This window comes from Mesorhizobium sp. USDA 4775, from assembly GCF_054062655.1.
Window position 1 is genome coordinate 3,248,283 of sequence record NZ_JBSSFM010000001.1, and the last position, 21,520, is coordinate 3,269,802.

Annotated in this window: 24 protein-coding genes and 1 pseudogene; 12 read left to right on the plus strand and 13 right to left on the minus strand. The window is 63.5% G+C overall.

Translation table 11 applies throughout. The features are described from left to right. Positions 1 to 17: 17 nt before the first annotated feature. The 3 genes from ACVILI_RS15710 to ACVILI_RS15720 all read left to right on the plus strand — a co-directional run bounded on the left by ACVILI_RS15710 (position 18) and on the right by ACVILI_RS15720 (position 3,221). Positions 18 to 980, plus strand: a complete 963-nt coding sequence (locus ACVILI_RS15710) for a glycosyltransferase family 4 protein (protein ID WP_038645965.1) — start codon at positions 18 to 20, stop codon at positions 978 to 980. A gap of 128 nt (positions 981 to 1,108) precedes the next feature. Continuing rightward, a complete protein-coding gene (locus ACVILI_RS15715; RefSeq protein ID WP_020628826.1) occupies positions 1,109 to 2,335 on the plus strand; it encodes an anion transporter in 1,227 nt (408 codons plus the stop codon). A gap of 16 nt (positions 2,336 to 2,351) precedes the next feature. Then, positions 2,352 to 3,221, plus strand: coding sequence for a tetratricopeptide repeat protein (locus ACVILI_RS15720; RefSeq protein ID WP_038645968.1), 870 nt, complete (start codon positions 2,352 to 2,354; stop codon positions 3,219 to 3,221). On the opposite strand, the gene ACVILI_RS15725 is transcribed toward ACVILI_RS15720, so the two are convergent. Both ACVILI_RS15725 and ACVILI_RS15730 read right to left on the minus strand, forming a co-directional pair. Next, positions 3,159 to 3,875, minus strand: a complete 717-nt coding sequence (locus ACVILI_RS15725) for a hypothetical protein (RefSeq protein ID WP_027046692.1) — start codon at positions 3,873 to 3,875, stop codon at positions 3,159 to 3,161. The genes ACVILI_RS15720 and ACVILI_RS15725 overlap by 63 nt on opposite strands. 59 nt (positions 3,876 to 3,934) lie before the next feature. After that, on the minus strand, positions 3,935 to 4,519 hold the full coding sequence (locus ACVILI_RS15730) for a TetR/AcrR family transcriptional regulator (RefSeq protein WP_038645970.1): 585 nt from the start codon (positions 4,517 to 4,519) through the stop codon (positions 3,935 to 3,937). Between the two features lie 79 nt (positions 4,520 to 4,598). On the opposite strand from ACVILI_RS15730, the gene ACVILI_RS15735 reads away from it, so the two are divergent. Beyond that, positions 4,599 to 5,474, plus strand: coding sequence for a crotonase/enoyl-CoA hydratase family protein (locus ACVILI_RS15735; RefSeq protein WP_038645972.1), 876 nt, complete (start codon positions 4,599 to 4,601; stop codon positions 5,472 to 5,474). A gap of 39 nt (positions 5,475 to 5,513) precedes the next feature. Here ACVILI_RS15735 and ACVILI_RS15740 read toward each other — a convergent pair whose 3' ends face one another. The 3 genes from ACVILI_RS15740 to ACVILI_RS15750 are packed head-to-tail and all read right to left on the minus strand — an operon-like array spanning position 5,514 to position 7,437. Continuing rightward, positions 5,514 to 5,792 (minus strand): hypothetical protein, encoded by a 279-nt coding sequence (locus ACVILI_RS15740; RefSeq protein WP_038645974.1) that lies wholly within the window; start codon positions 5,790 to 5,792, stop codon positions 5,514 to 5,516. A 10-nt stretch (positions 5,793 to 5,802) separates the two neighbouring features. Then, positions 5,803 to 6,573 carry an SDR family oxidoreductase gene (locus tag ACVILI_RS15745; RefSeq protein WP_038645976.1) on the minus strand — a complete coding sequence of 257 codons (771 nt, stop codon included), beginning with the start codon at positions 6,571 to 6,573 and terminating at the stop codon, positions 5,803 to 5,805. A 21-nt stretch (positions 6,574 to 6,594) separates the two neighbouring features. Continuing rightward, positions 6,595 to 7,437, minus strand: a complete 843-nt coding sequence (locus ACVILI_RS15750) for an alpha/beta fold hydrolase (RefSeq protein ID WP_019857386.1) — start codon at positions 7,435 to 7,437, stop codon at positions 6,595 to 6,597. A 260-nt stretch (positions 7,438 to 7,697) separates the two neighbouring features. Here ACVILI_RS15750 and ACVILI_RS15755 point away from each other — a divergent pair, with 260 nt between their 5' ends. Next, a complete protein-coding gene (locus ACVILI_RS15755) occupies positions 7,698 to 8,330 on the plus strand; it encodes a CGNR zinc finger domain-containing protein (RefSeq protein WP_038645978.1) in 633 nt (210 codons plus the stop codon). Positions 8,331 to 8,403: 73 nt separating this feature from the next. Here the strand turns inward: ACVILI_RS15755 and ACVILI_RS15760 are convergent, their stop codons facing one another. From ACVILI_RS15760 to ACVILI_RS15780, 5 genes are all read right to left on the minus strand, one after another. Next, the gene (locus tag ACVILI_RS15760) at positions 8,404 to 8,721 is read right to left on the minus strand and encodes a cupredoxin domain-containing protein (protein WP_038645980.1); all 318 of its coding nucleotides are present in this window, start codon (positions 8,719 to 8,721) and stop codon (positions 8,404 to 8,406) included. Further along, positions 8,718 to 9,242 carry a DUF4142 domain-containing protein gene (locus tag ACVILI_RS15765; protein ID WP_038645982.1) on the minus strand — a complete coding sequence of 175 codons (525 nt, stop codon included), beginning with the start codon at positions 9,240 to 9,242 and terminating at the stop codon, positions 8,718 to 8,720. Before ACVILI_RS15765 ends, ACVILI_RS15760 begins: the two co-directional genes overlap by 4 nt. A gap of 106 nt (positions 9,243 to 9,348) precedes the next feature. Then, positions 9,349 to 10,035 (minus strand): RNA polymerase sigma factor, encoded by a 687-nt coding sequence (locus tag ACVILI_RS15770; protein WP_019857390.1) that lies wholly within the window; start codon positions 10,033 to 10,035, stop codon positions 9,349 to 9,351. A 94-nt stretch (positions 10,036 to 10,129) separates the two neighbouring features. Continuing rightward, complete coding sequence (locus ACVILI_RS15775) at positions 10,130 to 11,209, minus strand: HPP family protein (RefSeq protein ID WP_038645985.1); 1,080 nt, start codon at positions 11,207 to 11,209, stop codon at positions 10,130 to 10,132. Between the two features lie 228 nt (positions 11,210 to 11,437). Then, a complete protein-coding gene (locus ACVILI_RS15780) occupies positions 11,438 to 12,619 on the minus strand; it encodes a cystathionine beta-lyase (protein ID WP_019857392.1) in 1,182 nt (393 codons plus the stop codon). A gap of 350 nt (positions 12,620 to 12,969) precedes the next feature. Between ACVILI_RS15780 and ACVILI_RS15785 the strand changes: the two genes are divergently transcribed. The 7 genes from ACVILI_RS15785 (at position 12,970) to ACVILI_RS15815 (ending at position 19,884) form a co-directional block, all read left to right on the plus strand. After that, the gene (locus tag ACVILI_RS15785; protein ID WP_019857393.1) at positions 12,970 to 13,605 is read left to right on the plus strand and encodes a DUF1326 domain-containing protein; all 636 of its coding nucleotides are present in this window, start codon (positions 12,970 to 12,972) and stop codon (positions 13,603 to 13,605) included. Positions 13,606 to 13,614: 9 nt separating this feature from the next. Beyond that, a complete protein-coding gene (locus ACVILI_RS15790; protein WP_038645987.1) occupies positions 13,615 to 14,475 on the plus strand; it encodes a DUF2182 domain-containing protein in 861 nt (286 codons plus the stop codon). Between the two features lie 382 nt (positions 14,476 to 14,857). Then, a complete protein-coding gene (locus ACVILI_RS15795) occupies positions 14,858 to 15,886 on the plus strand; it encodes an amino acid ABC transporter substrate-binding protein (RefSeq protein ID WP_019857395.1) in 1,029 nt (342 codons plus the stop codon). A gap of 62 nt (positions 15,887 to 15,948) precedes the next feature. Then, positions 15,949 to 17,136 (plus strand): amino acid ABC transporter permease, encoded by a 1,188-nt coding sequence (locus tag ACVILI_RS15800; protein WP_038645989.1) that lies wholly within the window; start codon positions 15,949 to 15,951, stop codon positions 17,134 to 17,136. Between the two features lie 4 nt (positions 17,137 to 17,140). Next, complete coding sequence (locus ACVILI_RS15805; RefSeq protein ID WP_019857397.1) at positions 17,141 to 18,298, plus strand: amino acid ABC transporter permease; 1,158 nt, start codon at positions 17,141 to 17,143, stop codon at positions 18,296 to 18,298. Between the two features lie 76 nt (positions 18,299 to 18,374). Beyond that, positions 18,375 to 19,124 (plus strand): amino acid ABC transporter ATP-binding protein, encoded by a 750-nt coding sequence (locus ACVILI_RS15810; RefSeq protein ID WP_031240865.1) that lies wholly within the window; start codon positions 18,375 to 18,377, stop codon positions 19,122 to 19,124. 94 nt (positions 19,125 to 19,218) lie between these two features. Continuing rightward, positions 19,219 to 19,884, plus strand: coding sequence for a TIGR02117 family protein (locus tag ACVILI_RS15815; RefSeq protein ID WP_038645991.1), 666 nt, complete (start codon positions 19,219 to 19,221; stop codon positions 19,882 to 19,884). Here ACVILI_RS15815 and ACVILI_RS15820 read toward each other — a convergent pair. The 3 genes and pseudogenes from ACVILI_RS15820 to ACVILI_RS15830 all read right to left on the minus strand — a co-directional run. Further along, positions 19,885 to 19,992 (minus strand): annotated as a pseudogene (locus ACVILI_RS15820) (hypothetical protein); the annotation flags it as partial. Positions 19,993 to 20,007: 15 nt separating this feature from the next. Further along, entirely contained in the window at positions 20,008 to 21,246 is a 1,239-nt protein-coding gene (locus tag ACVILI_RS15825; RefSeq protein ID WP_038645993.1) for an FAD-dependent monooxygenase, read from the minus strand. 19 nt (positions 21,247 to 21,265) lie between these two features. After that, positions 21,266 to 21,511 (minus strand): zinc-finger domain-containing protein, encoded by a 246-nt coding sequence (locus ACVILI_RS15830; RefSeq protein ID WP_015318409.1) that lies wholly within the window; start codon positions 21,509 to 21,511, stop codon positions 21,266 to 21,268. Positions 21,512 to 21,520: the final 9 nt, after the last annotated feature.

Genomic DNA, 21,520 nt, shown 5'->3' on the forward strand with positions numbered 1-21,520 from the left:
AGGCAAGCGCGGCGATCATGATCCACTTGTTCAACGGCTTTCAGAACCCGTTTGGCGGCAGCGAGCGCGAAACCCTGGACCTATATCGGCTGTTGAGTGCCGACCAGCAGGTGCGTCTTTGGGCAACCTCTTCGCGCGTGTCCGGTGAACTGATGCGGCAATTTCCGATTCGTCGCGTCTCGCCGGCAAGGCGCGAGGTGCCGGACGGCGGCACCTATGTCTTCCTCGGTGCGCATTGGCGTAACAAGGTGTGGCCTTACCTGATCCGACGGCCACGCCGGCTGATCTATGTCTTCAACACCTTTCACCCGAAGATCATCGGGCTGACGACCGGCATGCCGCGCCTGCTGGGCTGGCCCGGCGCCGAATTGGTGCTGATCTCGGAATTCCAGAAGCGCATGCTGCAGGTCGAAGGCGTCGTGCATCCGTCGCCGATCGATATCGAGCGTTTTTCACCACGACCGGCAAGACCGGACGGTCCGTTCACGGTGGGACGGCTAAGCCGCGACACGGCCGACAAGCATCATGCCGACGATGTGGCGCTCTACGAGGCATTGCTGGCCGACGGCGTTGCGTTGCGGATCCAGGGCGGCATGCCGCTCAAGGGCAGGCTCGCGCCGCATCCGCAACTCGAACTCCTGCCGCAGGGCCAGTTTGCCGCCGAACAATTTTTGCCGACGCTCGACGTCTTCTACTATCGCACCGGCTCGCATGTGGAGACATTCGGCCGCGTGGTGTTCGAGGCGATGGCCTGCGGTTTGCCCGTGGTCTGCCATTCGCATGGCGGCTATGCCGACCATATCAACCATGGTGAAAACGGTTTTCGCTTCGAGACGACGCAGCAGGCGGCGCAAATCCTGGCCGAGCTCAAGGCCGATCCGGCGCTGCGGACTGACGTGGGCCACAAGGCGCGGCAGACCGTCGAGCGACTGTTTTCGCCGCAGGCGTTGCAACAGCGGCTGGATTTCTATCGGCGTTAGCGGTACCGCCCGCGGCGACAGCTAGCCACTCCGTTTGTCATCAATCTCGACATCGCCAGAGTTGGCATGCAAAAGAATCACCGGGCGGACCGCATCGGCGCCACCAGATCGAGCGGGGCTTCTTACCAATGACATTGATGGGCGCGGCGGCACTGCTGATCCTGGTCCTGACCTATGCCGGCGTCGCCATCGGCCGCATCCCCGGCTTGCGTCTCGACCGGGCGGGCATCGCGCTGCTTGGCGGCGCCGCGATGATCGCCATTGGCGCGATCAGCATGGAGGACGCCTACCGCGCCATCAATTTCGACACGATCACGCTTCTGCTCGGCATGATGATCGTGGTGGCGCATCTGAAGGTCTCCGGCGCCTTTCGTGGCCTGGGCGCCATCGCCATCGAACACGCGCACGCGCCCTTCATGCTCCTGGTGATGGTGACGCTGCTGACCGGCGTGCTGTCGGCCTTCCTGGTCAACGACGCCATCTGCCTGGTCATGGCGCCGATCGTCGTGCACGTCACTCGCGTCATCAATCGCAACCCGATCCCCTATCTGATCGCCACCGCCACCGCGTCGAACTGCGGCAGCGTCGCCACCATCACCGGCAATCCGCAGAACATGGTTATCGGCGCGCTGTCGGGCATTTCCTATCCCGCTTTTTCGGCGGCGCTGGCGCCGGTCGCCCTGTTCGGCCTCATCGCGGTCATCGTCATCGTGCGCATTGTCTATCGCGCCGAATTCACCCGCACCGCCGAATTGGCGCCGCATATCTCGCGCGGCCGCATGCATCGCGGGCAGGTGCTGAAGGCCGTGATCGTCTGCATCGGGCTGGCCATCGCCTTCTTCGCCGGCGTCCCCGTTGCCAAGGCGGCATTGATCGGCGGCGCCATTCTCCTGCTCACCCGCGCCATCAAGCCCGACCGCATCTACCGTGAGATCGATGGCCCGCTGCTGTTCATGTTCGCCGGTCTGTTCGTGGTGGTCGCCGGCGCCGAAAGGACGTTGCTGACGCCGGATCTCATCGCCTCGGCCAAGAATCTCGGCCTCGACGATGTCTGGCGCCTGTCAGGCTTCACCGCGGTGCTCTCCAACATCATGAGCAATGTTCCGGCGGTGCTGGCGCTGCGACCGTTCATACCTGGGCTGGAAAACCCCGAGCGGGCATGGCTGGTGGTGGCGATGAGTTCAACGCTCGCCGGCAATTTCACGCTGCTCGGCTCGGTCGCCAACCTGATCGTCGCCGAGCAGTCCAAGGCTGCCGGCACCCCCTTGTCCTTCGGTGCCTTCTTCAAGGTCGGCCTGCCGCTGACGCTGGTCACGCTCGTCGCCGGCACGGCATGGCTGGCGCTGGGGTTCTAGCGGGAGTGGCAAAGCGGTGACGAATACGAATCAAGCCGAAAGCGGCGATCTGATCCGACGTGCGGTGGCCGCTTTCAATTCCGGCAATCACGGCCAGGCAATGCGGCTGTGCGAGTTAGGCCTGAAGCAACACCCGAACGATCCGGCGCTTTGCCATCTTCTGGCGGCGGTCCTGTTCGCCAGGGCGGATTTGTCGGGGGCTCGCACGCGCATCGAGACGAGTCTGGCTGCTCATGCGGATAATGTGCCCGCCTTGATTCTCGCATGCAGGATTGCCCGGGCCGACGGCCGGTTCGAAGCAGCGTTGCAACAGCTGGATCGCGCGGCAAAGCTGTCATCACAGGCGGAAATACTGATCGAGCGGGCACGCACCCTCGATCAGGCAGGCAGTGCTTTGGCCGCGGGCGAATGGTGGACACTTGTCTTGCAACGGGATCCGAAATCCGAGGAGGCTACGGCGCGCCTCGGACGCCTTGCCTGGCAACGCGGTGCGTCTGTCGAGGCGGAAGGCTTCCTCGAACGCGCCGTCGCCGGCGGCGGGCATCCTTCTGCCTGGTTTGATCTCGGGTTGGTGCGTCAGGACATGCGCAAGTTCGGCGCCGCCGCCCAGGCCTATCGACGCGTGCTGGAAATGAGCCCCGATACCCCGGAGGCTGCCTTCAATCTGGGCGTCGTCTTGCAGGAAACTGGCGATCTCGATGGGGCGATGCTGGCGTATTCAACGGCCTATCGTCTGCGCCCATCCACGTTCGGCGTCATCGCCATGGCGCTTACATCGGCACCGAGTGGTCGGCTGTGGCTTGATGAGGAAGCACTGCGTCGCTCACTCGCCGGTGGAGCGCCCCCGCCGGGCGCGGAACCGCTTACGGTAGACACCAGGCGTTGACAGGACACTAGCGACCGTGCGCGCATAAGACGCCTGCCGTTCTTCGTCGAACACCTCGTATTCCAGCTGCGGCGCCGCCCGCGGAACCGCAAAGCACTGTGCGACCGGGGTTCCTTTCGCGAGCACACCGGAGAACCCAGGTTCCGTCCAGACCGCCGGGAAATTGATACCGCCATCGCTGAACCGGTCGGAATCCACCAAGCCGGTCACCAGCCTGAAAGGAAGATCCTCGCGATTGACTGGATGCGTCGCGAACAGCGACCAGCCGTCCTCGACCTCGATGGTCCAGAAGCTGTTGAATTTGAGGGCGGCTTGGCCGGGCGTAGCAAACGGGCTGCCAGCGAGCTGCCCCGGCGTGTGGAAGCTCAATGGAGCTCTGGGGTGGTTCTGCGTGACCGGTTCTGGAATTTGCCAGTCCCAAGAAAAGGTGCCCTTGTCGACGACGACGTCGCACGGCAGCAGGACCATGAAGCCATAGGTCATCGCATCGACAACGGGTGGGCATTGCTTGAGCGTGCGAATGTCGCGGCCGTGGATCGCCGAATAGGCGGTGGCGGGCATGGCGCGCAGCCATTCCGGCAGAGCGCCGCGCGCCGGGATCGGGCGCGGCAAATGCTCGATCAACATTGGATCACATCGAAAGATGATACGCATTACCGCCTCCCTGGCATTGCGATACCATGCTTGCCGGCTGCGTTCCAAGCCACGGTTGGTCAGTCCTTGTTCTGCGATCTCGCCCGAACAAGCGTCGCCGCGGCGTGGCCGGCTGCCGCGATGTAATCGGGATTGCGGTGGACCAGCATGATCGAGAACGAGCCGTCTATCAAAAGCACGATCTCGCGTGCCACGGCCTGCGGCTCCTCGACGCCGTGGTCGGACAATGCGCCGGCCAGCCATGCCTCGAAATTCGACTTGTGGCGCGACCCCACCTTGACCGCCGGATGGCCGGGCATCGAAGCGAGTTCCGCGGCCGTGCGCAGAAAGCCGCATCCCTTCCATTTCGGGTGGCGCGCAACCCGCGCCAGATTGCTGAAGATCGCCTCGACCTTGCGGTCCGCGCCGCCTTCCGCGACATCGAACCAGCCGGCCATCTGCCGCAGATTGGGCTGGTCGCGCCCGTCGAGATAGGCGGCGATCAGGTCGTCCTTGCTCTTGAAGTGGTAGTAGAGCGTCCGCTTGGTGAGGCCTGCCTTTTCGGCGACGGCGTCGACGCTGACGCGACCGATTCCTTCGGCATAGAACAGTTTTGTGGCGGCATCGACGATGCGTTTGCGGGTCGGGATGATGGCTTCAGGCATCAGGCATGTATACCGACTAGTGAATATACACGCAATCGAAAGCATGATCCCTTTCCGTGGTATCTGGAAAGGAAGAACAATGGCCGATCTTATCCTGAACGAGACCCGCGACGGGGTGAGCGTTCTCACCCTCAACCGCCCGGAAAAGCTCAACGCGCTGAATTATGCTCTGATCGATCGCCTGCTCGCGGTTCTCGACACGATAGAGACCGACAATGCGGTCCGCGCTGTCATCCTGACCGGGGCAGGGGAACGTGCCTTCTCCGCCGGCGGCGATATCAACGAATTCTCATCGAGTGTCGCCGCAGGCACGGATGTGGCGTTGCGCGACTTCGTCCTGCGCGGCCAGCGACTGACGGCAAGGCTCGAAGCCTTCCGCAAACCCATCATCGCCGCTGTCAACGGGATTGCCTTCGGCGGAGGCTGCGAGATCACCGAGGCTGTGCCGCTGGCCATCGCCAGCGACCGCGCCCTGTTCGCCAAGCCGGAGATCAACCTCGCAATGCCGCCGACCTTCGGCGGCACGCAGCGCCTGCCGCGGCTCGCCGGGCGCAAGCGCGCTCTGGAACTGCTTTTGACGGGCGCAACCTTTTCGGCTGAACGATCGGCCGAACTCGGCCTCGTCAACAAGATTGTGCCGCATGCCGAGCTGATGCCGGCAGCGCAAGATCTTGCCCGCCGCATCGTCACGCATTCGCCGGCAGCGCTCGCCGGCATTCTCACTGCGGTGGCCCGCGGCATCAACCTCAGCATCGCCGAAGGGCTGTTGGTCGAGGCCGAGCAATTCGCCCGCATGGCCCCGACCGCCGATCTCAGGGAAGGCCTTGCCGCCTGGATCGAGCGGCGCAGGCCCAGCTACGACGGCTCCTGGACGCATATCACAAGGCCGGACGAGGCAAGGCGCGCCTCGCTGCAGCTCGACCAGGTTGCGGGGCAGGCCAAAGCGTCGAGATGAGGCGTCATGTCGAGGTGCAGCGTCGCTGCCTGACGGCCGTCACTTCGCCCTGACGATGAACCCCAACTGCCCCAGCACTTTCACCGCGCCGCTCTTGCCGCCCTCGAAGTCACCCGATGCCAGCCTCTTGCCGGTGGCGAATTCGTAGGCAGTGCCGAGGATCGCCTTAGGTGGATAGAGGCGGTTGTCTGCCACCAGCTCGTAGGTCGTGGTCGGGGCAAAGCCATGCTCGGCGAAGAAGCGCTCAGGCCCCAGCCGGTCATACTCTTCCATCGCCCGCATGACATGGGCGCGGGTCACGCTGTTCCAGGCAATCATGCCATCCTCCTCAGATCGATTTCACTTCGCCGCCATCCATGCGCAGCGTCGAGCCGGTCATCCAGCGCGCGGCGGGTGACACCAGGAAGGCCATCAGCTCGGCGATCTCTTCCGGCTCGCCGTAGCGGGCAATGCCGGCTTCTCTCGGGAAGTTGGCCGTCGCCTCCTCGACGCTCACCTTGTGCAGCTGCGCCCAGTGTTCGAGATAGGAGCGCCGGCGGCCGGTCATCACCGGACCGGGCAACACACTGTTGACCTGCACGCCGTCGGCGATGCCGCGGTCGGAGAAGGCCTTGGCCAGCGCGACGATGGCCGCATTGATCGTGCCGACGGCGGCATAGGGCGCCTTGGGAAACAGTGCCGAATTGCCCGACATCAGCACCACGGCGCCCTTGGCGGCTTTCAGCGCCGGCCACGCCGCGACGGTAAGCCGGCGGGCGCCGTGCAGTTTCAGCGCCAGGCCGGCATCCCACTGCTCGTCGCACATGTCGAACAGGTCAATCTGCGGCACGGCACCGGCGATGTTGAGCAGCGCATCGATGCGGCCGAAGGCGGCGAGCGCCTGATCGACCAGCGCCTTGGCGGCTTCGGCCTGGGCAAGATCGGCATCGATGACCAGCGTTTTCGCGCCCGCTACCCTAACGGCCTCGGCGGTTTCTTCGAGCTTTGAGCGGCTGCGAGCGACCAACACAAGGCCTGAGAAATCCCGCGCCAGCCGGATGGCGATGGCCTGGCCGATGCCCTGGCTGGCACCGGTGACGATGGCGACGGAATTCGACATGGCAAGTCTCCTCTTTTCAGGTCAATGCAGGAAATCGAGGATCGCTTTGGCGATCTCGCTGGCATGCGTTTCCAGTGCGAAATGGCCGGTGTCGAGCAAACGCACCACCGCGTCCGGCATGTCGCGCTTGAACGCTTCGGCGCCGGGCGGCAGGAAGAATGGATCGTTCTTGCCCCACACCGCCAGGAACGGTGGCTTGTGGGTGCGGAAATAGGCCTGGAAGGCGGGGTAAAGGGCGACATTGCTCTTGTAGTCGCCGAACAGGTCGAGCTGCACTTCCTCGGCGTCCGGCCGGCCGAAATAGAAGCTGTCGAGCGAATGACCGTCGGGCGAGATCAGATCCGCCGGCGCGCCATGCGTGTACTGCCAGGCGATCGCGTCCGGCTTGAAGGTAGGGCGCAACGCCTCGCGGTTGGCCGGCGACGGGTCGTGCCAATAGGCGCGGATGGGGTTCCAGCCATCGCTCAGGCCTTCCTCATAGGCGTTGCCGTTCTGCGAGATGATCGCGGCGATGCGCTCGGGGTGCTTCACCGCCAGCCGGAAGCCCGTCGGCGCGCCATAGTCGAACACGTAGAGCGCATAACGGTCGAAGCCGACCACTTCGGTGAAGCGGTCGATGATTTCGGCAATGTGGTCGAACGTATAAGCAAATGTTCTGCGCGCCGGCATGTCGGAGCGGCCGAATCCCGGCAGGTCGGGCGCTACGATATGGAAGCGGTCGGCAAGCAGCGGAATGAGGTCGCGGAACATGTGGCTCGAGCTCGGGAAGCCATGCAGCAGCAACAGTTTCGGTGCGCCTGGTGTGCCGGCTTCGCGATAGAAGATGTTGAAGCCGTCGACATCGGCATTGCGGTAGGCGGTCATGCTTCTCTCCATTGCTGTAACCGAAAAATCGGCATTGGGAAGGTTATCGCGATTGAGGGTGGGCAAGCCCCATTATGGGGCTCAGGTTCGCATCTCGCCGGCACGCGCTGGCTCTTTATAAGTCGAGTTGATGAGTAACCTGATAAACGCATATAGAACGGTTACGGGATATGAGCGTAACTTGTCAATTGGCCTTGAAGGGGTTATCACTGATTTGTGTTCAAGGCGCTCGGCGGGACCGATGCGCGATTGGAGTTACGATGACCCCTGCGATCTTTGTCGGTGACGCGCTCGGCCTGGATTTCCTCAATTCGATCGCGACGCCGCTCGATACCCCTGTCGACTGGATCAAGGATGGCGAGGGGTTGCTGGATTGGGTAGAACAGGCGCGGCTGGCGCCGTCCGAAGCGCTTGGGGACATGCGCAAGCAAGCTCTCCCGGGCGAACTCGACAAGGTCGCCGACCAGGCACGCCGCCTCAGGGAATGGTTTCGCGGGTTCGTGCGCGAACACAAGGGGCGTCCGCTGGCCGCGCAGGATCTTGCGCAATTGGATCCGCTCAACCGCCTGCTCGAGCGCGACGAGAGCTTTACCCGGATCGTCGTCCTAGCCGATAAGGACATGCCTGCGGGTAGCGAGATTCCTTTTCGGCTTCAGATGGCCCGCAAATGGCGCTCGCCCGAGGCGCTTCTGCTGCCGATCGGCGAAGCGCTGGCGCGGTTCGTCTGCAGCGAGGATTTCTCACATGTGAAAGCCTGCGAGGGTCCGGCCTGCACGCTGCTGTTCGTCGACCACACCCGCGGCCATCGGCGCCGCTGGTGCAGCATGGCGCAGTGCGGCAACCGGGCAAAGCAGGCCGCGCATCGTCACCGCGTCAAGGCGCATCACGATTAGCAGCGACGGCTTCTGCAAAAATTGGACCGACGCCGTGAAGCTGGCGGCTCTGCGCCGCCAGCCCTCGATGGCATCACGGCGCCACGTTCACATGACCCTTCATGTTGGGGTGGAAGCGGCAGAAATAGTCGACCGCTCCCGCCGCCTTCAGTGTCAGGCTCGCCGATTTCTTCGGCGGGATCATCACCTCCCAGCCGCCCTTGACGGTGGCCGTATGGGCAAACACGTCCATGTTGACCCACTCGATCGTGTCGCCGACCTTCGCCTCGACGGTCGCCGGCGAAAAGACGAGCTTGTCGATGGTGACCTCTATGGTTGCGGCCGCCGCCGGCGCCGCCATAAGCGTCAGAGCGGCCACCCATGGCAGATGGATCAAGGCGCCCGCTTTCATTTCAGCATGCCGGCGACATGTTCGGCGTGCTGCTCATGCCCCTGGAAGATCTTAAGGCCGGTCTCGAGCAGGCTCTTCAATTCGGCATTGCTGGCCGAAGGGATGAGCAGCGTTTCGAGCGCGCCATTGACCTGCTTGTGATAGGCGACTTCATTCTCGATATAGGCCTTGTCGAAAGCCGCGCCCTTCAGCTTGGCGAGTTTGGCGTGTTCTTCTTCCGCCGCCTTGGTCAGCGCCTGGCTGGTGGCGTTGTCCTCGGGCTTCACCTTGAGCTTTTTGACCAGATCGAGCGCCTGCTTGTTCACCGCCTCATGGTCGCGCTCCATGTCCTTGGCGAAGGCGACGACCTCCGTGTTCTTCGATGTCTTGATCGCCTGCTTGGCCGCCTCGATGTCGAGGACGCCGGCTGTGTAGGCGATATGGGCGATCTGCGGGTCGGTCGGCTTGTCCGCGGCCTGCGCGAACGGAGCAGCGCTGACGAAAAGCAGGGCGGCAAGGGCGGCGGTATATCGGGTGAACATGGCATCCTCCTTCGCCCGGCCGCGAGGAAGCGCCGGGCTTACATTTCCAGTTGACGCCGATTGGATGCACGGCCGGGAAAAACGTTCCCGCAAAATCGCGACGGGATCATTCCAGGCCCAGCCGCCCCATCACGGCCTTGGTCAACCGCTCGCAGCGGCGGCCGGCGAAGGGGAAGGCGTCGAGCAGGACCGGGCCGATCTCGTCGTCCAGCGCCTTGCGCAACAGGCTACGCCCCCGGTGTAGCCTTGTCTTGACGGTCTCCGGCCGCACGCCGAGCAGATCGGCGGTTTCCTCCATGCTCAGGCCCTCGATGACGCGGGCCACGAAGACCATGCGGTAGATGTCGGGAAGGCTGTCGGTCGCCCGTTCGACAAGTGCGAGAATCTGCCGCTGCGCCATCGTCCGCTCCGGGTCGTCGCTGGGGTTGAGGGGAAAGCGGATGATTTGCGCTTCCGGATTTTCGGGCATCGCCACGGTGCGGCGCCTCTTGCGCAGGCGGCCGAGCGCTTCGTTGATGACGATGCGCGACAGCCAGGTGGCGAGCGAAGAGTCGCCGCGAAATGTCGCCAGATTGGCGAAGGCGCGGACATAGGCCTCCTGGACGACGTCCTCGGCTTCGGCGTCGTTGCGCAGTATTCCGCGCGCGATGCGGTAGAGCCGCTGGTTGTATGTCTTGATGATCGTGCGGAAGGCGCCCGCGTCGCGCGCCAGGGCTCGCTGTACAAGCATCAAGTCGCCGGAAAGAGCCTCGGCCACCCCGGGCATTTTGACGGGTATTGCGAGCTTGCTCATCGCGACCGGATCTCCCCGAGCAGACGCTTGACTGCACGTTGGACGCGCCCGCCGAAAAAAGGTTCCCGAATTTCGGCAACCTGGCTCCGCTATTTTAAGCCGCCGCCAGTCCTTTGTCTGCGGCCTGCACGCGCGCTGCCGCCGCCAGAAGGTCGGTCTGGGTGATCAGGCCGAGAATGCGCCGCTCACCGTCGACGATGACCACGGCGTGGCTGCGGCCGTCGGTCAATAAGGGAAGCAGGCTCATCGCCGGTGTCTCGGGCGAAGCCGTGCCGGCCTTCGACATCACGCCCTTCACCGTATCGGTCGCCTTCGTCAGCTCCCGCAGGCCGACGGCCCCAACCAGCCTTGCATCCGCGCCGACCACCGGCAAGGTGCGGATGTTGTGATCGAGCAGTTGCTGGCGCGCCTCGTCGGCGGTGGCCTGCTCGGGCACCGAAACCACGTCGCGCGACATGATGTCCTGGCAAAGCAGCGTCCGGTGTGAGCGCACCATGGCCTGCAGCTCGACTTGCCTCAGGAGCCGTTCGAGGTCGTTGCGGTCGATGTCGAAGGTTTCGTCGAGCGTGGTCAGCGCCGCGTCGATATCCTCGGGCTGGAAGCCGACGCGCTGCTGCGCCGGCGGATCGGCCGTCCCGTGGCTGTTGGCTGCGGGGGCGGCGACATGCGGGTAGTTGCGCCGCGCCAGCCTGTGGAAAAGCAGGCCGAGCGTGACCAGGATGATCGAATTCAGGGCCACCGGCACGAACGGAAACAGGAAGCCGGCGCTGACTACGGCCGGCCCGCCGAGCACCGCCGTCAGCGCCGCCGCGCCGCCCGGCGGATGCAGGCAGCGCGTGAACGACATGGCCGCGATGGCGAGCGCCACGGCAAGGCCCGAGGCCATGACCGGATCATGGATGAAATGCGCCACCGTCACGCCCACCAGCGCCGATATGGAATTGCCGCCGATGATCGACCAGGGCTGCGCCAACGGGCTCGCGGGCACGGCGAAGAGAAGTACGGCCGAGGCGCCCATCGGCGCCACCAGCAGGGCCACATGCGGGCCGCCGCCCATTGCCAGCCCGCTGATCACGCCGGTCAGCGCGATGCCGATCGTGGCACCGATACAGACCAGCAGCCGCTCTCGCAGCGTCGCGCCGGCAAGGATGGGGACAAAAAGACGAAAGGCCATGGCAGGGTTGTGACCAAATGGGATTGGACGAGGGTACCAGTGCAGCACGCAATGCGGCAGAACCCGCGGATTTGAAAGTCAAACAAATCCCGAAAGCAGCGGCCCGGGAGAATAGTATTGCGCGACGCGCAGCAATGGGATGCCGCGAGCGGCTCGCGCTTTGTCATCAGCGCCAAGGCCTTGCGGCTGTCTGCTGATTCTGCCCGGCAGTCAGTCCGTGCGCGCCGGTTAGGCCGTCGCTGCGGCCAGACCGCGCAAAATGTCGTCTTTCAGGTCGTCTACATCCTCGAGACCGATCTGCAGGCGGATCAACGGGCCTTCATAAGGGCCTTTTGCAACGACGCGGTCGCCAAGCCAGACCGGCACCGCAAGGCTCTCATAGCCGCCCCAGGAATAGCCGAGGCCGAATATCCTGAGCGCGTCGAGGAAAGCGTGCTGCTCCCTCTGGCCGCCGCCGGCGAGCACGATGGAAAAGATGCCGCTCGAACCGCAAAAGTCGCGCTTCCACAGATCGTGGTCCCGGTGGCTGGGAAGGGCAGGGTGGAGCACGCGCGCCACGCCCTTCTGGCCTTCGAGCCACGACGCGATGGCCAGCGCGCTGCGCTGGTGATGCTCAAGGCGCACGCCCATGGTGCGCAGACCGCGCAGCACCTGGTAGACATCGTCGGGTCCCGCGCAGCAGCCGAGCGTGCAGAAGCTCTCGTAGATCCGCTCCCAGTGGCTCTCATTGGCCGAGACCGTGCCCAGCAGCACGTCGGAATGGCCGGCCGGATACTTCGTCGCCGCGTGGATAGAGATGTCGACGCCGTGGTCGAGCGGCCGGAAATAGAGCGGCGTCGCCCAGGTGTTGTCCATCATCACGATAGCGCCGGCCGCGTGCGCCGCCTTGGCGATCGCCGGGATGTCCTGCACCTCGAACGTGTTGGAGGCTGGCGATTCCGTGAACACCACCTTGGTGTTGGGCTTGATCAAGGCGGCGATGCCAGCGCCGATACGAGGATCATAATACTCCACCTCGACGCCGAGCCGCTTCAGCATCGTGTCGGCGAAATTACGGGTCGGATGGTAGACGCTGTCGACAATCAGCAGGTGATCGCCGGCCGATACGAAGGCGAGCAGCGGAATGGTCACCGCCGCAAGGCCCGACGGCACCACGATCGTGCCGGCGGATCCCTCCAGCGCGTCGATGGCCTGGGCAAGGGCGTCCGTCGTCGGCGTGCCGCGCGTGCCGTAGGTGTATTTCTGGCTGCGGCCAGCCATTGCGGCGGCGTTGCGGAACAGCACGGTCGAGGCGTGCACGACAGGCGGATTGACGAAGCCGAAATAGTCGTGCGGGTTGTTGCCCGAATGGGCCAACCGCGTGTTGATGCCCATTTTGCCGGAACCCTGCTCGTTGCCGTCCTTAGCCATTCTTCGTCTTCGCCTTGTTTGACAAGGCGCTAGCCATAGTGCGGCGTCGTGGACCGCGCAACAGCCCAGCCTTCGCCAAGGATAGACTTCGAATATGCCAATTCTCCGGCTGAACGGCATTGTGGCGAGGCCCTGAAACGGGCCGGCCAAGGGGCGGCAATGATTGTCGGCGGAGCCGATCGTGCCCCGGTCAACCTATTGTAGGCGGCTATGAAACATATATAATAGATTTCTAATATTAATCGCCGGATTGCCTCGATCAGATGCTGCCGGACGGTTTTTGGCCGGTTACCTCCTGATCCCCCGGTCCGGGTATCGCGTTCACAGAGCGCGGCAAGGGGAGGAATGCCATGGCCAAAGTCAAATGGACAATGAAGGCGCGCGAATTCGTCAACTGCAATTGCGCCTATGGCTGCCCATGCCAGTTCAACGCCATGCCCACACACGGCTTCTGTCAGGCGGTTACCGGCATCGAAATCGAGAGCGGGCATCACGGAGCCACCAAACTTGATGGATTGCGGCTCGTCGGGATTTTCCGCTGGCCGGGCGCCATCCATCAGGGCGGCGGCGAAGCAGCGGTGGTTGTCGACGAGAGGGCGAGCGAGGCCCAACGTGAAGCGCTGCTTCGCATACTCGGCGGACAGGACACCGAACCAGGCGCGACTATATTCGAGGTCTTCTCGACCACGCTGGAGAAATTCCATGACCCGATCTTTGCCCCGATCGACTTCGAGGTCGACGTCGACGCGCGAACCGGACGCCTGCATGTCGAGGGCGTAGCCGACGGTCATGGCGAGCCGATCAAGAATCCGGTCACCGGCGCCGAGCATCGGGCACGCATCGACCTGCCGCACGGCTCCGAATACGCAATGGCCGAGATCGGGCGCGGCTGGACCAAGGCGACAGGCCCGATCAAGTTCGAGGTGGCCGATACGCACAGTCATTTTGCCAATCTGCATCTCACGCAGAGCGGCGTCGTCCATTGAGCTGATCCAATGGGCGACACGGCCTTAGAGGCGGTGCTGCGGCGCGACCGCACGGTCGTGATGACCGCGATCGTCGTGATTGCGGTGCTCGCCTGGGCCTATGTGCTGTGGCTCGCCATCGACATGGCCATGCCCACATCCCCGATGCCGGCTGGAGCGAGCGGCGATATGGCCGCAATGGACATGTCGAATATCGACATGGGTGGCATGGATATGGGCGCCGCCGTGGCGCCCGGTTTCCGGGCCTGGGCACCCGCCGATTTCGCCTTCATCTTCACCATGTGGGCGGTGATGATGGTCGGCATGATGACGCCTTCGGTCGCGCCGCTGCTGCTGCTCTATGCCGGCATCGGCCGCAAGGCGCAGGCGGATGGCCGCCCCATCGCTTCGACCGGATGGTTTTTTACCGGCTATCTCACCGTCTGGATCGTCTTCAGCATCGCCGCGACCGTCGCGCAATGGCTGCTCGGCCGCCTGGCCCTGCTCGACCCCTCGATGGCGACCGACAGCACGATCCTCGGCGGCCTCGTCCTGATCGCCGCCGGCCTCTATCAATGGACGCCGATCAAGGGCGTCTGCTTGCGCCAATGTCAGGGGCCGATCGGGTTCCTGATGAGCCATGGCGGGTTCCGTTCCGCGCCGGTCGGCGCGATTCGGCTAGGTGTCGACCACGGCCTCTATTGTCTGGGCTGCTGCTGGGCGCTGATGGCCCTGCTGTTCGTCGGCGGCGTCATGAACATCCTGTGGATTGCCGGTATCGCCATCCTCGTTCTCCTGGAAAAGATGGCTACGAGCGGGCCGTTGATCTCGCGCATTTCGGGCGCGCTGATGGTGGCCGCCGGCGTGTGGTTGATGTCTCGCGCACTTTGACGGCGCAGAAACGATGACAGTCTTCGGACTTGCCAATTCATCCGGTATCCAGATCAGGGACGCCAAGCTCGTGCCAGTTATGGATTTCGCCGCTGACCCGCATTTGCGATGAATGCGCTTTGCCGACTTTATTAGCGCCGTGACTAAATTGCGGCTGCGTTTGTCTGCAATTCGGGCATTTCAGGCAATCGATTTTCAAAGACGTTCGGATTCGGTCATTTCCCTTGACCTCACAGGAATTATCGCCTTCGATGCTGTTCGTGAATGGGAGGCGGCGCGTCGCTTACGATGCGGGATTCCGGGAATGGGCTGGAATGGGAGCTGCGTTCACACGGGAAAAAAGATCAGGTTTTGCCTGAAAACAGAAAAGGGTCTGTGGGTCATGAAACATATTGCTATCGGCATCCTTGGCGCCGCTACGCTCGGGTTTATGGGGTCGGCCGCGTCGGCGACGACGCTCGACACCGTCAAGGCGAAGGGCTTCATCCAATGCGGTGTCTCGACGGGTCTGGCCGGTTTCTCGGCGCCCGACGACAAGGGTGACTGGCAGGGCATCGACGCGGATTTCTGCCGCGCTGTCGCGGCCGCCGTCTTCGGTGACGGCACCAAGGTCAAGTTCACCCCGCTCAGCGCCAAGGAGCGCTTCACCGCGCTGCAGTCCGGCGAGGTCGACATCCTGTCGCGCAACACCACCTGGACCATCAATCGCGACACGGCGCTTGGCCTGAATTTTATCGGCACGACCTACTATGACGGCCAGGGCTTCATGATCAACGCCAAGAAGCTGCCTGGCGTCAATTCGGCGCTCCAGCTCTCGGGCGCGGCCGTGTGCGTGCAGAGCGGCACCACCACAGAGCTGAACCTCGCCGACTACTTCAAGGCGAACAAGATGGAGTACAATCCGGTCGTCTTCGAGAAGCTCGAAGAGGTCAACGCCGCCTATGACGCCGGCCGCTGCGATGTCTACACCACGGACCAGTCGGGCCTTTACGGTATCCGCCTGACGCTGGGCTCGCCGGCCGATCACGTCGTGCTGCCCGAGATCATCTCCAAGGAGCCGCTCGGACCGGCGGTGCGCCAAGGCGACGACCAGTGGTACCACATCGTCAAGTGGACGTATTTCGCGCTGCTTGACGCCGAGGAACTCGGCATCACAAAGGCCAATGTCGATGAAATGAAGAACTCGGCCAGCCCGGAGATCAAGCGCGTTCTCGGCCAGGAAGCCGACACCAAGATCGGCACCGATCTCGGCGTCTCCAATGACTGGGTCGTCAATATCGTCAAGGCCGTCGGCAATTACGGCGAAATGTTCGATCGCAATGTCGGCTCGGGCAGCCCGCTCAAGATCGCGCGCGGCATCAATGCGCTGTGGACCAAGGGCGGCCTGCAATACGCTCCGCCGATCCGCTGACCGAAATGTGATCCGGAAGGCAGATATCTGCCTTCCGGTTTCTCTTTTCAGGGGACGGGCACATGGCATCGCAGGAAGTTCTTCGCGAGGAGTCCAGCAGGGCTTCCTTCATCAATGACCCGAAGATACGCAGTCTCTTCTTCCAGACGCTGGTCGTCATCGTCCTGTTCGGCTCCGTCTGGTGGATCGTGCAGAACGTCATCGACAATCTGCAGCGCCTGCACATCGCTTCCGGCTTCGGTTTTCTGAGGGGCAGAGCCGGGTTCGACATTTCGGATACGCCGATCGCCTATACGTCGGACTCGACCTATGGCCGCGCCATCGTCGTCGGCCTGATCAACACCATCATCGTCGCCGTGGCCGGCATCATCACCGCCACAATCATCGGCTTCGTCATCGGCATCGGCCGCCTGTCGCAGAACTGGCTGATCCAGAAGATCTGCACGGTCTATGTCGAGATCTTCCGCAACATCCCGCCGCTGCTGGTCATCTTCTTCTGGTATTCCGGCGTGCTTGCCGTGCTGCCGGCGCCGCGTGACAGCTATCATCTGCCCTTCGGCTCCTTCCTCAACCAGCGCGGCTTCTACTTTCCCCGCGCAGTCTGGGGCGAGGGTTCCTGGCTGATCTTCGTCGCCCTCCTTGTCGGCATCGCCATGGCCTGGTTCGTCGCCCGCACGGCGCGTCAGCGGCAGATGGCGACCGGCCAGCAATTTCCGGTGTTCTGGACCTCGGTGGCGCTGATCGTCGGCCTGCCGGTGCTCGCCTATGTGCTGAGCGGCTTTCCGCTCAGCTTTGATCTTCCCAAACAATCGACCTTCAATCTGACCGGCGGCTTTCAGGTCAAGCCGGAGTTCCTGTCGCTCTATCTGGCGCTGTCCTGCTACACGGCCGCCTTCATCGCCGAAATCGTGCGCGCCGGCATCAGGGGCGTCAGCAAGGGCCAGACCGAGGCGGCCGCGGCACTTGGGCTGCGGTCCGGGTCGATCTTGCGGCTGGTTGTGGTGCCGCAGGCCATGCGTATCGTCATCCCGCCGCTGACCAGCCAGTATCTCAACCTGACCAAGAACTCCTCGCTGGCGATCGCCATCGGCTATCCCGACCTGACGGCGACCGCCGGCACGGTGTTGAACCAGACCGGACAGGCGGTCGAAGGCGTGCTGATCATGATGATCGCCTATCTCATACTCAGCCTGGTGACCTCCGCAGTCATGAACGTGGTCAACGCCAGAATGGCGCTGGTGGAGAGGTAGAGCCATGCAGGAACACGATATGTCCTGGGTGCGCACCGAAATGGCCTTGGCGCAGCCTGCACCGGCCAGCGTCAGCGGCCCCGGCGCCTGGGTGCGCAGGAACCTGATCGGTTCGGTTGGCGACACCATCCTCACGATCCTCGGCATCGTCATCGTCGCCTGGGTTCTGCCGCAAATCATCAACTGGGCGTTCATCAACGCCGTGTGGACAGGGCCGGACCGCACCGTCTGCGCGACCGTCGCGCAAGGCGGCATTCAGCCGGATGGCTGGAGCGGCGCCTGCTGGGCCTTCGTCAATGCCAAGTTCGGCCAGTTCATGTTCGGAACCTATCCGGTCGAGGAGCGCTGGCGGCCGATCCTGGTCGCCATCCTGTTCACCGCGCTGCTGGTGCCGATGCTGATCCCGCGTGTGCCGCGCAAGGGATTGAACGCCATCCTGCTGTTCCTGGTACTGCCGATCGTCTCGTTCTTCCTGCTGGTCGGCGGCGTATTCGGCCTGCCGCATGTCGAAACCTCGCGCTGGGGCGGGCTGCTGATCACACTGAGCCTTTCCTTCGTCGGCATCGCGGTGTCGCTGCCGCTGGGAACCGTGCTGGCGCTCGGCCGGCGCTCCAAGATGCCCATCGTCAAGATGTTGTGCGTGGTCTTCATCGAAGCCGTGCGCGGCATCCCGCTGATTACCGTTCTGTTCTTCGTCAGCGTCATGCTGCCGCTGTTCCTGCCGGCCGGCGTCACCTTCGACAAATATTTGCGGGCGCTGATTGGCGTGTCGCTGTTTGCCGCCGCCTACATGGCCGAAGTGGTGCGCGGCGGGCTGCAGGCTATTCCGAAAGGCCAGTATGAGGGGGCCGATTCGCTCGGCCTCGGTTACTGGCAGAAGATGGGACTGATCGTGCTGCCGCAGGCGCTGAAGCTTGTCATTCCCGGCATCGTCAACACCTTCATCGGCATGTTCAAGGACACCAGCCTGGTCCTCATCATCTCGATGTTCGACCTGCTCGGTATCGTGAAGCAGAATTTTTCCGACGCCAACTGGGCAACGGCTCAGACCGCCAAATCCGGTCTCGTCTTCGCCGCCTTTGTCTTTTGGCTGTTCTGCTTCGGCATGTCGCGCTATTCAATGTACACCGAACGCCGGCTCGACACCGGCCACAAACGCTAACAAAAGAATAAGGGGACCCGTCATGGCCACCGAAAACGCCGTCAGCGCGGAAGAGATCAAGGTCAACGCCGCCAAGATGCACATCTCGACCACCGATGTCGCCATCGACATCATCGCCATGCACAAATGGTATGGCGAGTTCCATGTGCTGAAGGACATCAACCTCAAAGTGATGCGCGGCGAACGCATCGTCATCTGCGGCCCGTCGGGCTCCGGCAAATCGACGATGATCCGCTGCATCAACCGGCTGGAAGAGCATCAGAAGGGCAAGATCATCGTCGATGGCAAGGAGTTGACCAACGATCTGAAAAAGATCGACGAGGTGCGCCGCGAGGTCGGCATGGTGTTCCAGCACTTCAACCTGTTCCCGCATCTGACCATCCTAGAGAACTGCACGCTTGCGCCGATCTGGGTGCGCAAGACACCGAAGAAACAGGCCGAGGAAATCGCCATGCATTTCCTCAAGCGCGTGAAAATCCCCGAGCAGGCCAACAAATATCCCGGCCAGCTATCTGGCGGCCAGCAGCAGCGCGTGGCCATCGCGCGTTCGCTGTGCATGAACCCTCGCATCATGCTGTTCGATGAGCCGACCTCGGCGCTCGACCCGGAAATGATCAAGGAAGTGCTGGAGACCATGGTTGGTCTGGCCGAGGAAGGCATGACCATGCTGTGCGTCACCCACGAAATGGGCTTTGCGCGAAAAGTCGCCAACCGGGTGATCTTCATGGATCAGGGCCAGATCGTCGAGCAGAACACGCCGGCCGAGTTCTTCGACCACCCACGCCACGAGCGCACGAAATTGTTCCTCAGCCAGATCCTGCACTGAGCGGGTCCAAACCGAGCGCAAGAGCCCGGCCGCAACGCGGCCGGGCTCTTTGCTTGTGGATCGGGTGATGCGATTGGCGGCGGGGGCGTCATCGATGAGAAAAGTCCTGCGTTTCCTCTCCATGGTGCTGGCCGCGATCGTGCTTGCGGCGACCCTCGGCACGCTGGTGCCGCGCCCGCTCTGGCCGGCGGCGTCGGCGGGCGAGGGCACGCGGCATATACTGGTGCTGGAGAACCCGATCCATACCGATATCGCCATTCCAGTGGACGACGCCGTACGCAAGCGCTTCCACTTCCTGGTGGACGCCGGGCTGCCGTCAGATGCGCCCGAGGTGCGCTACATCGTCTTCGGCTGGGGCGGCCGCGCCTTCTATCTGGAAACACCGACGTGGTCCGAGCTCAAGGCCGTTCCGGTGATGAAGGCGCTGACCCTCGACGCCTCGGTCATGCATGTCGATGTCGCCGGCGCTATCGTCGAACCGCATCCCGATGTCGCCGGCTTCGACATTGGTGATGATCAGTTCACGGCCTTGCTTGATTTTATCGCAGCCAGTTTTCAGCAGGGGCCTGGCGGCCCGATCGTCATCGAGACTGCGGCCTACTCCAGCTTCGACCGCTTCTACGAGGCGAACGGTCATTTCAACGCACTGGTCGGCTGCAACACTTGGACCGCCGCCGCGTTGCGCACCGCCGGCCTGCGGACCGGCTGGTGGAACCCGTTGCCGGTGTCGCTGGGATGGTCGTTGCGGCTGTATAATTAGCTAATCGGCTTTACGGTCCTGCTTCATCACATATTCGCGCAATGCCTTATTGATCGCGCTTTGATAACCGCGACCATCGGGCGCGCGCCCCTTGAACCATGCGACTAGATCAGAGTCGACGTCCTACCGCCTGACGACCCTCTGCTCCTCCCAGCCATAAAGCCAGTCGAGGTCGGCGGCGAGCTTCTCCGCCGGCCGTGCCGCCAGCACCACATTGCGGGCCAGTGCCACCGGACCTCGGGCGTGCCAGGCAAGCCGGTTGAGCGCACCGCGCTTGAGGACCCTCTCCACGCGCGGCCGCCGCAGATTTTCCCAGATGGTGAGGCTCTGTCGCGGATCGGCGGGAAAGTCGGTGACCAGAGTGGCGAGCGTCGCTGCATCCTCGATCGCCATTGCCGCGCCCTGTGCAGCGAACGGCGTCATCGCATGCGCGGCATCGCCGATCAGCGCGATGCCGGCTGGCATTGTCCAGGGCTGCTTCTGCTCCACGGTATGCAGCGGCCAGGTCAGCCACGGGCCGGCCTGTTCCACCAGCTTCACGAGTCCTGGCGCGGTGCCGCGCATGGCGGCGGCGAGGATGCCGGGATCGGCACGGCCGGACCACCCCTCGGCGATGCGCTCGCCTTTGGTGAACGCGACGAGATTGAAGGCGTCGCCCTTGCTGACGGGATAGGCGACCATATGGAAACCCGGATGCAGGAAAGTCGTGACGCAATCGGCCGCGCCGATCGCGGCAAAGGCTTGCCCGGCGCCGCTGTCGGCCGCGACGGTGGTGCGCCAGGCCAGCTCTCCCGAAAAACGGCTTCTTGGCGATGCCATCCTTTTTGCATCGACAAGCCCGCGCACCGACGACCAGACGCCATCGGCGCCGACCAGCAAGGAGCCCTGTTCCTCTGCCGTCTTGCCGCCAATCTCGACGGTCGCCGTCACACCACGGCTGCCAGTCGCAATTTTTTCGACGCGCGCCCCGAGCGTGAGATGGATATCAGGCATCTCTGCCGCACACGCCATCAGCGCACTCTGCAGGTCGGCGCGATGGGCGACGAGATAGGGAGCGCCCCAGCGGCTTTCACCCGATTGTCCCAACGGCACACGCGCCAATTGGCGTAACGTCCTGGCATCCTTGAGCATCACGGCCTCCGGCCGCACCGCCGCCGGCAGCAGCCGGTCGAGCACGCCGAGGTCACGCAGGATGCGTGTCGCGTTGGGAGAAAGCTGGAGGCCGGCGCCTACGGCTTCCAGGCGCGGCGCTTGCTCGAACACCTGCACGGGATAGCCGCGTCTGGCAAAAGCAAGTGCCGCGGTCAGCCCGGCGACGCCCGCTCCGGCGATGACGATTTGCCGGGAGCGCTGGTCGTCCATCAGGTCCGTCGGGAAAGAATCAAGCGGCCTGGTCGATGTAGAGGCAGCCTGCCGGCAGCGTTTCCGTTGCCTTCAGCTTCGGCGAGTAGCGATAGAGCGTCGAGCAATAGGGGCAGACTTTTTCATTGTCGTCGCCCATGTCGAGAAACACATGCGGGTGGTCGAAAGGCGGATTGGCGCCCGTGCACATGAATTCCTTGACCCCGATGTCGATCGCCGGATGGCCGGCATCGTTCTGGAAATGGGGAATGGAACCGCCTGCCATCGTCGTCTC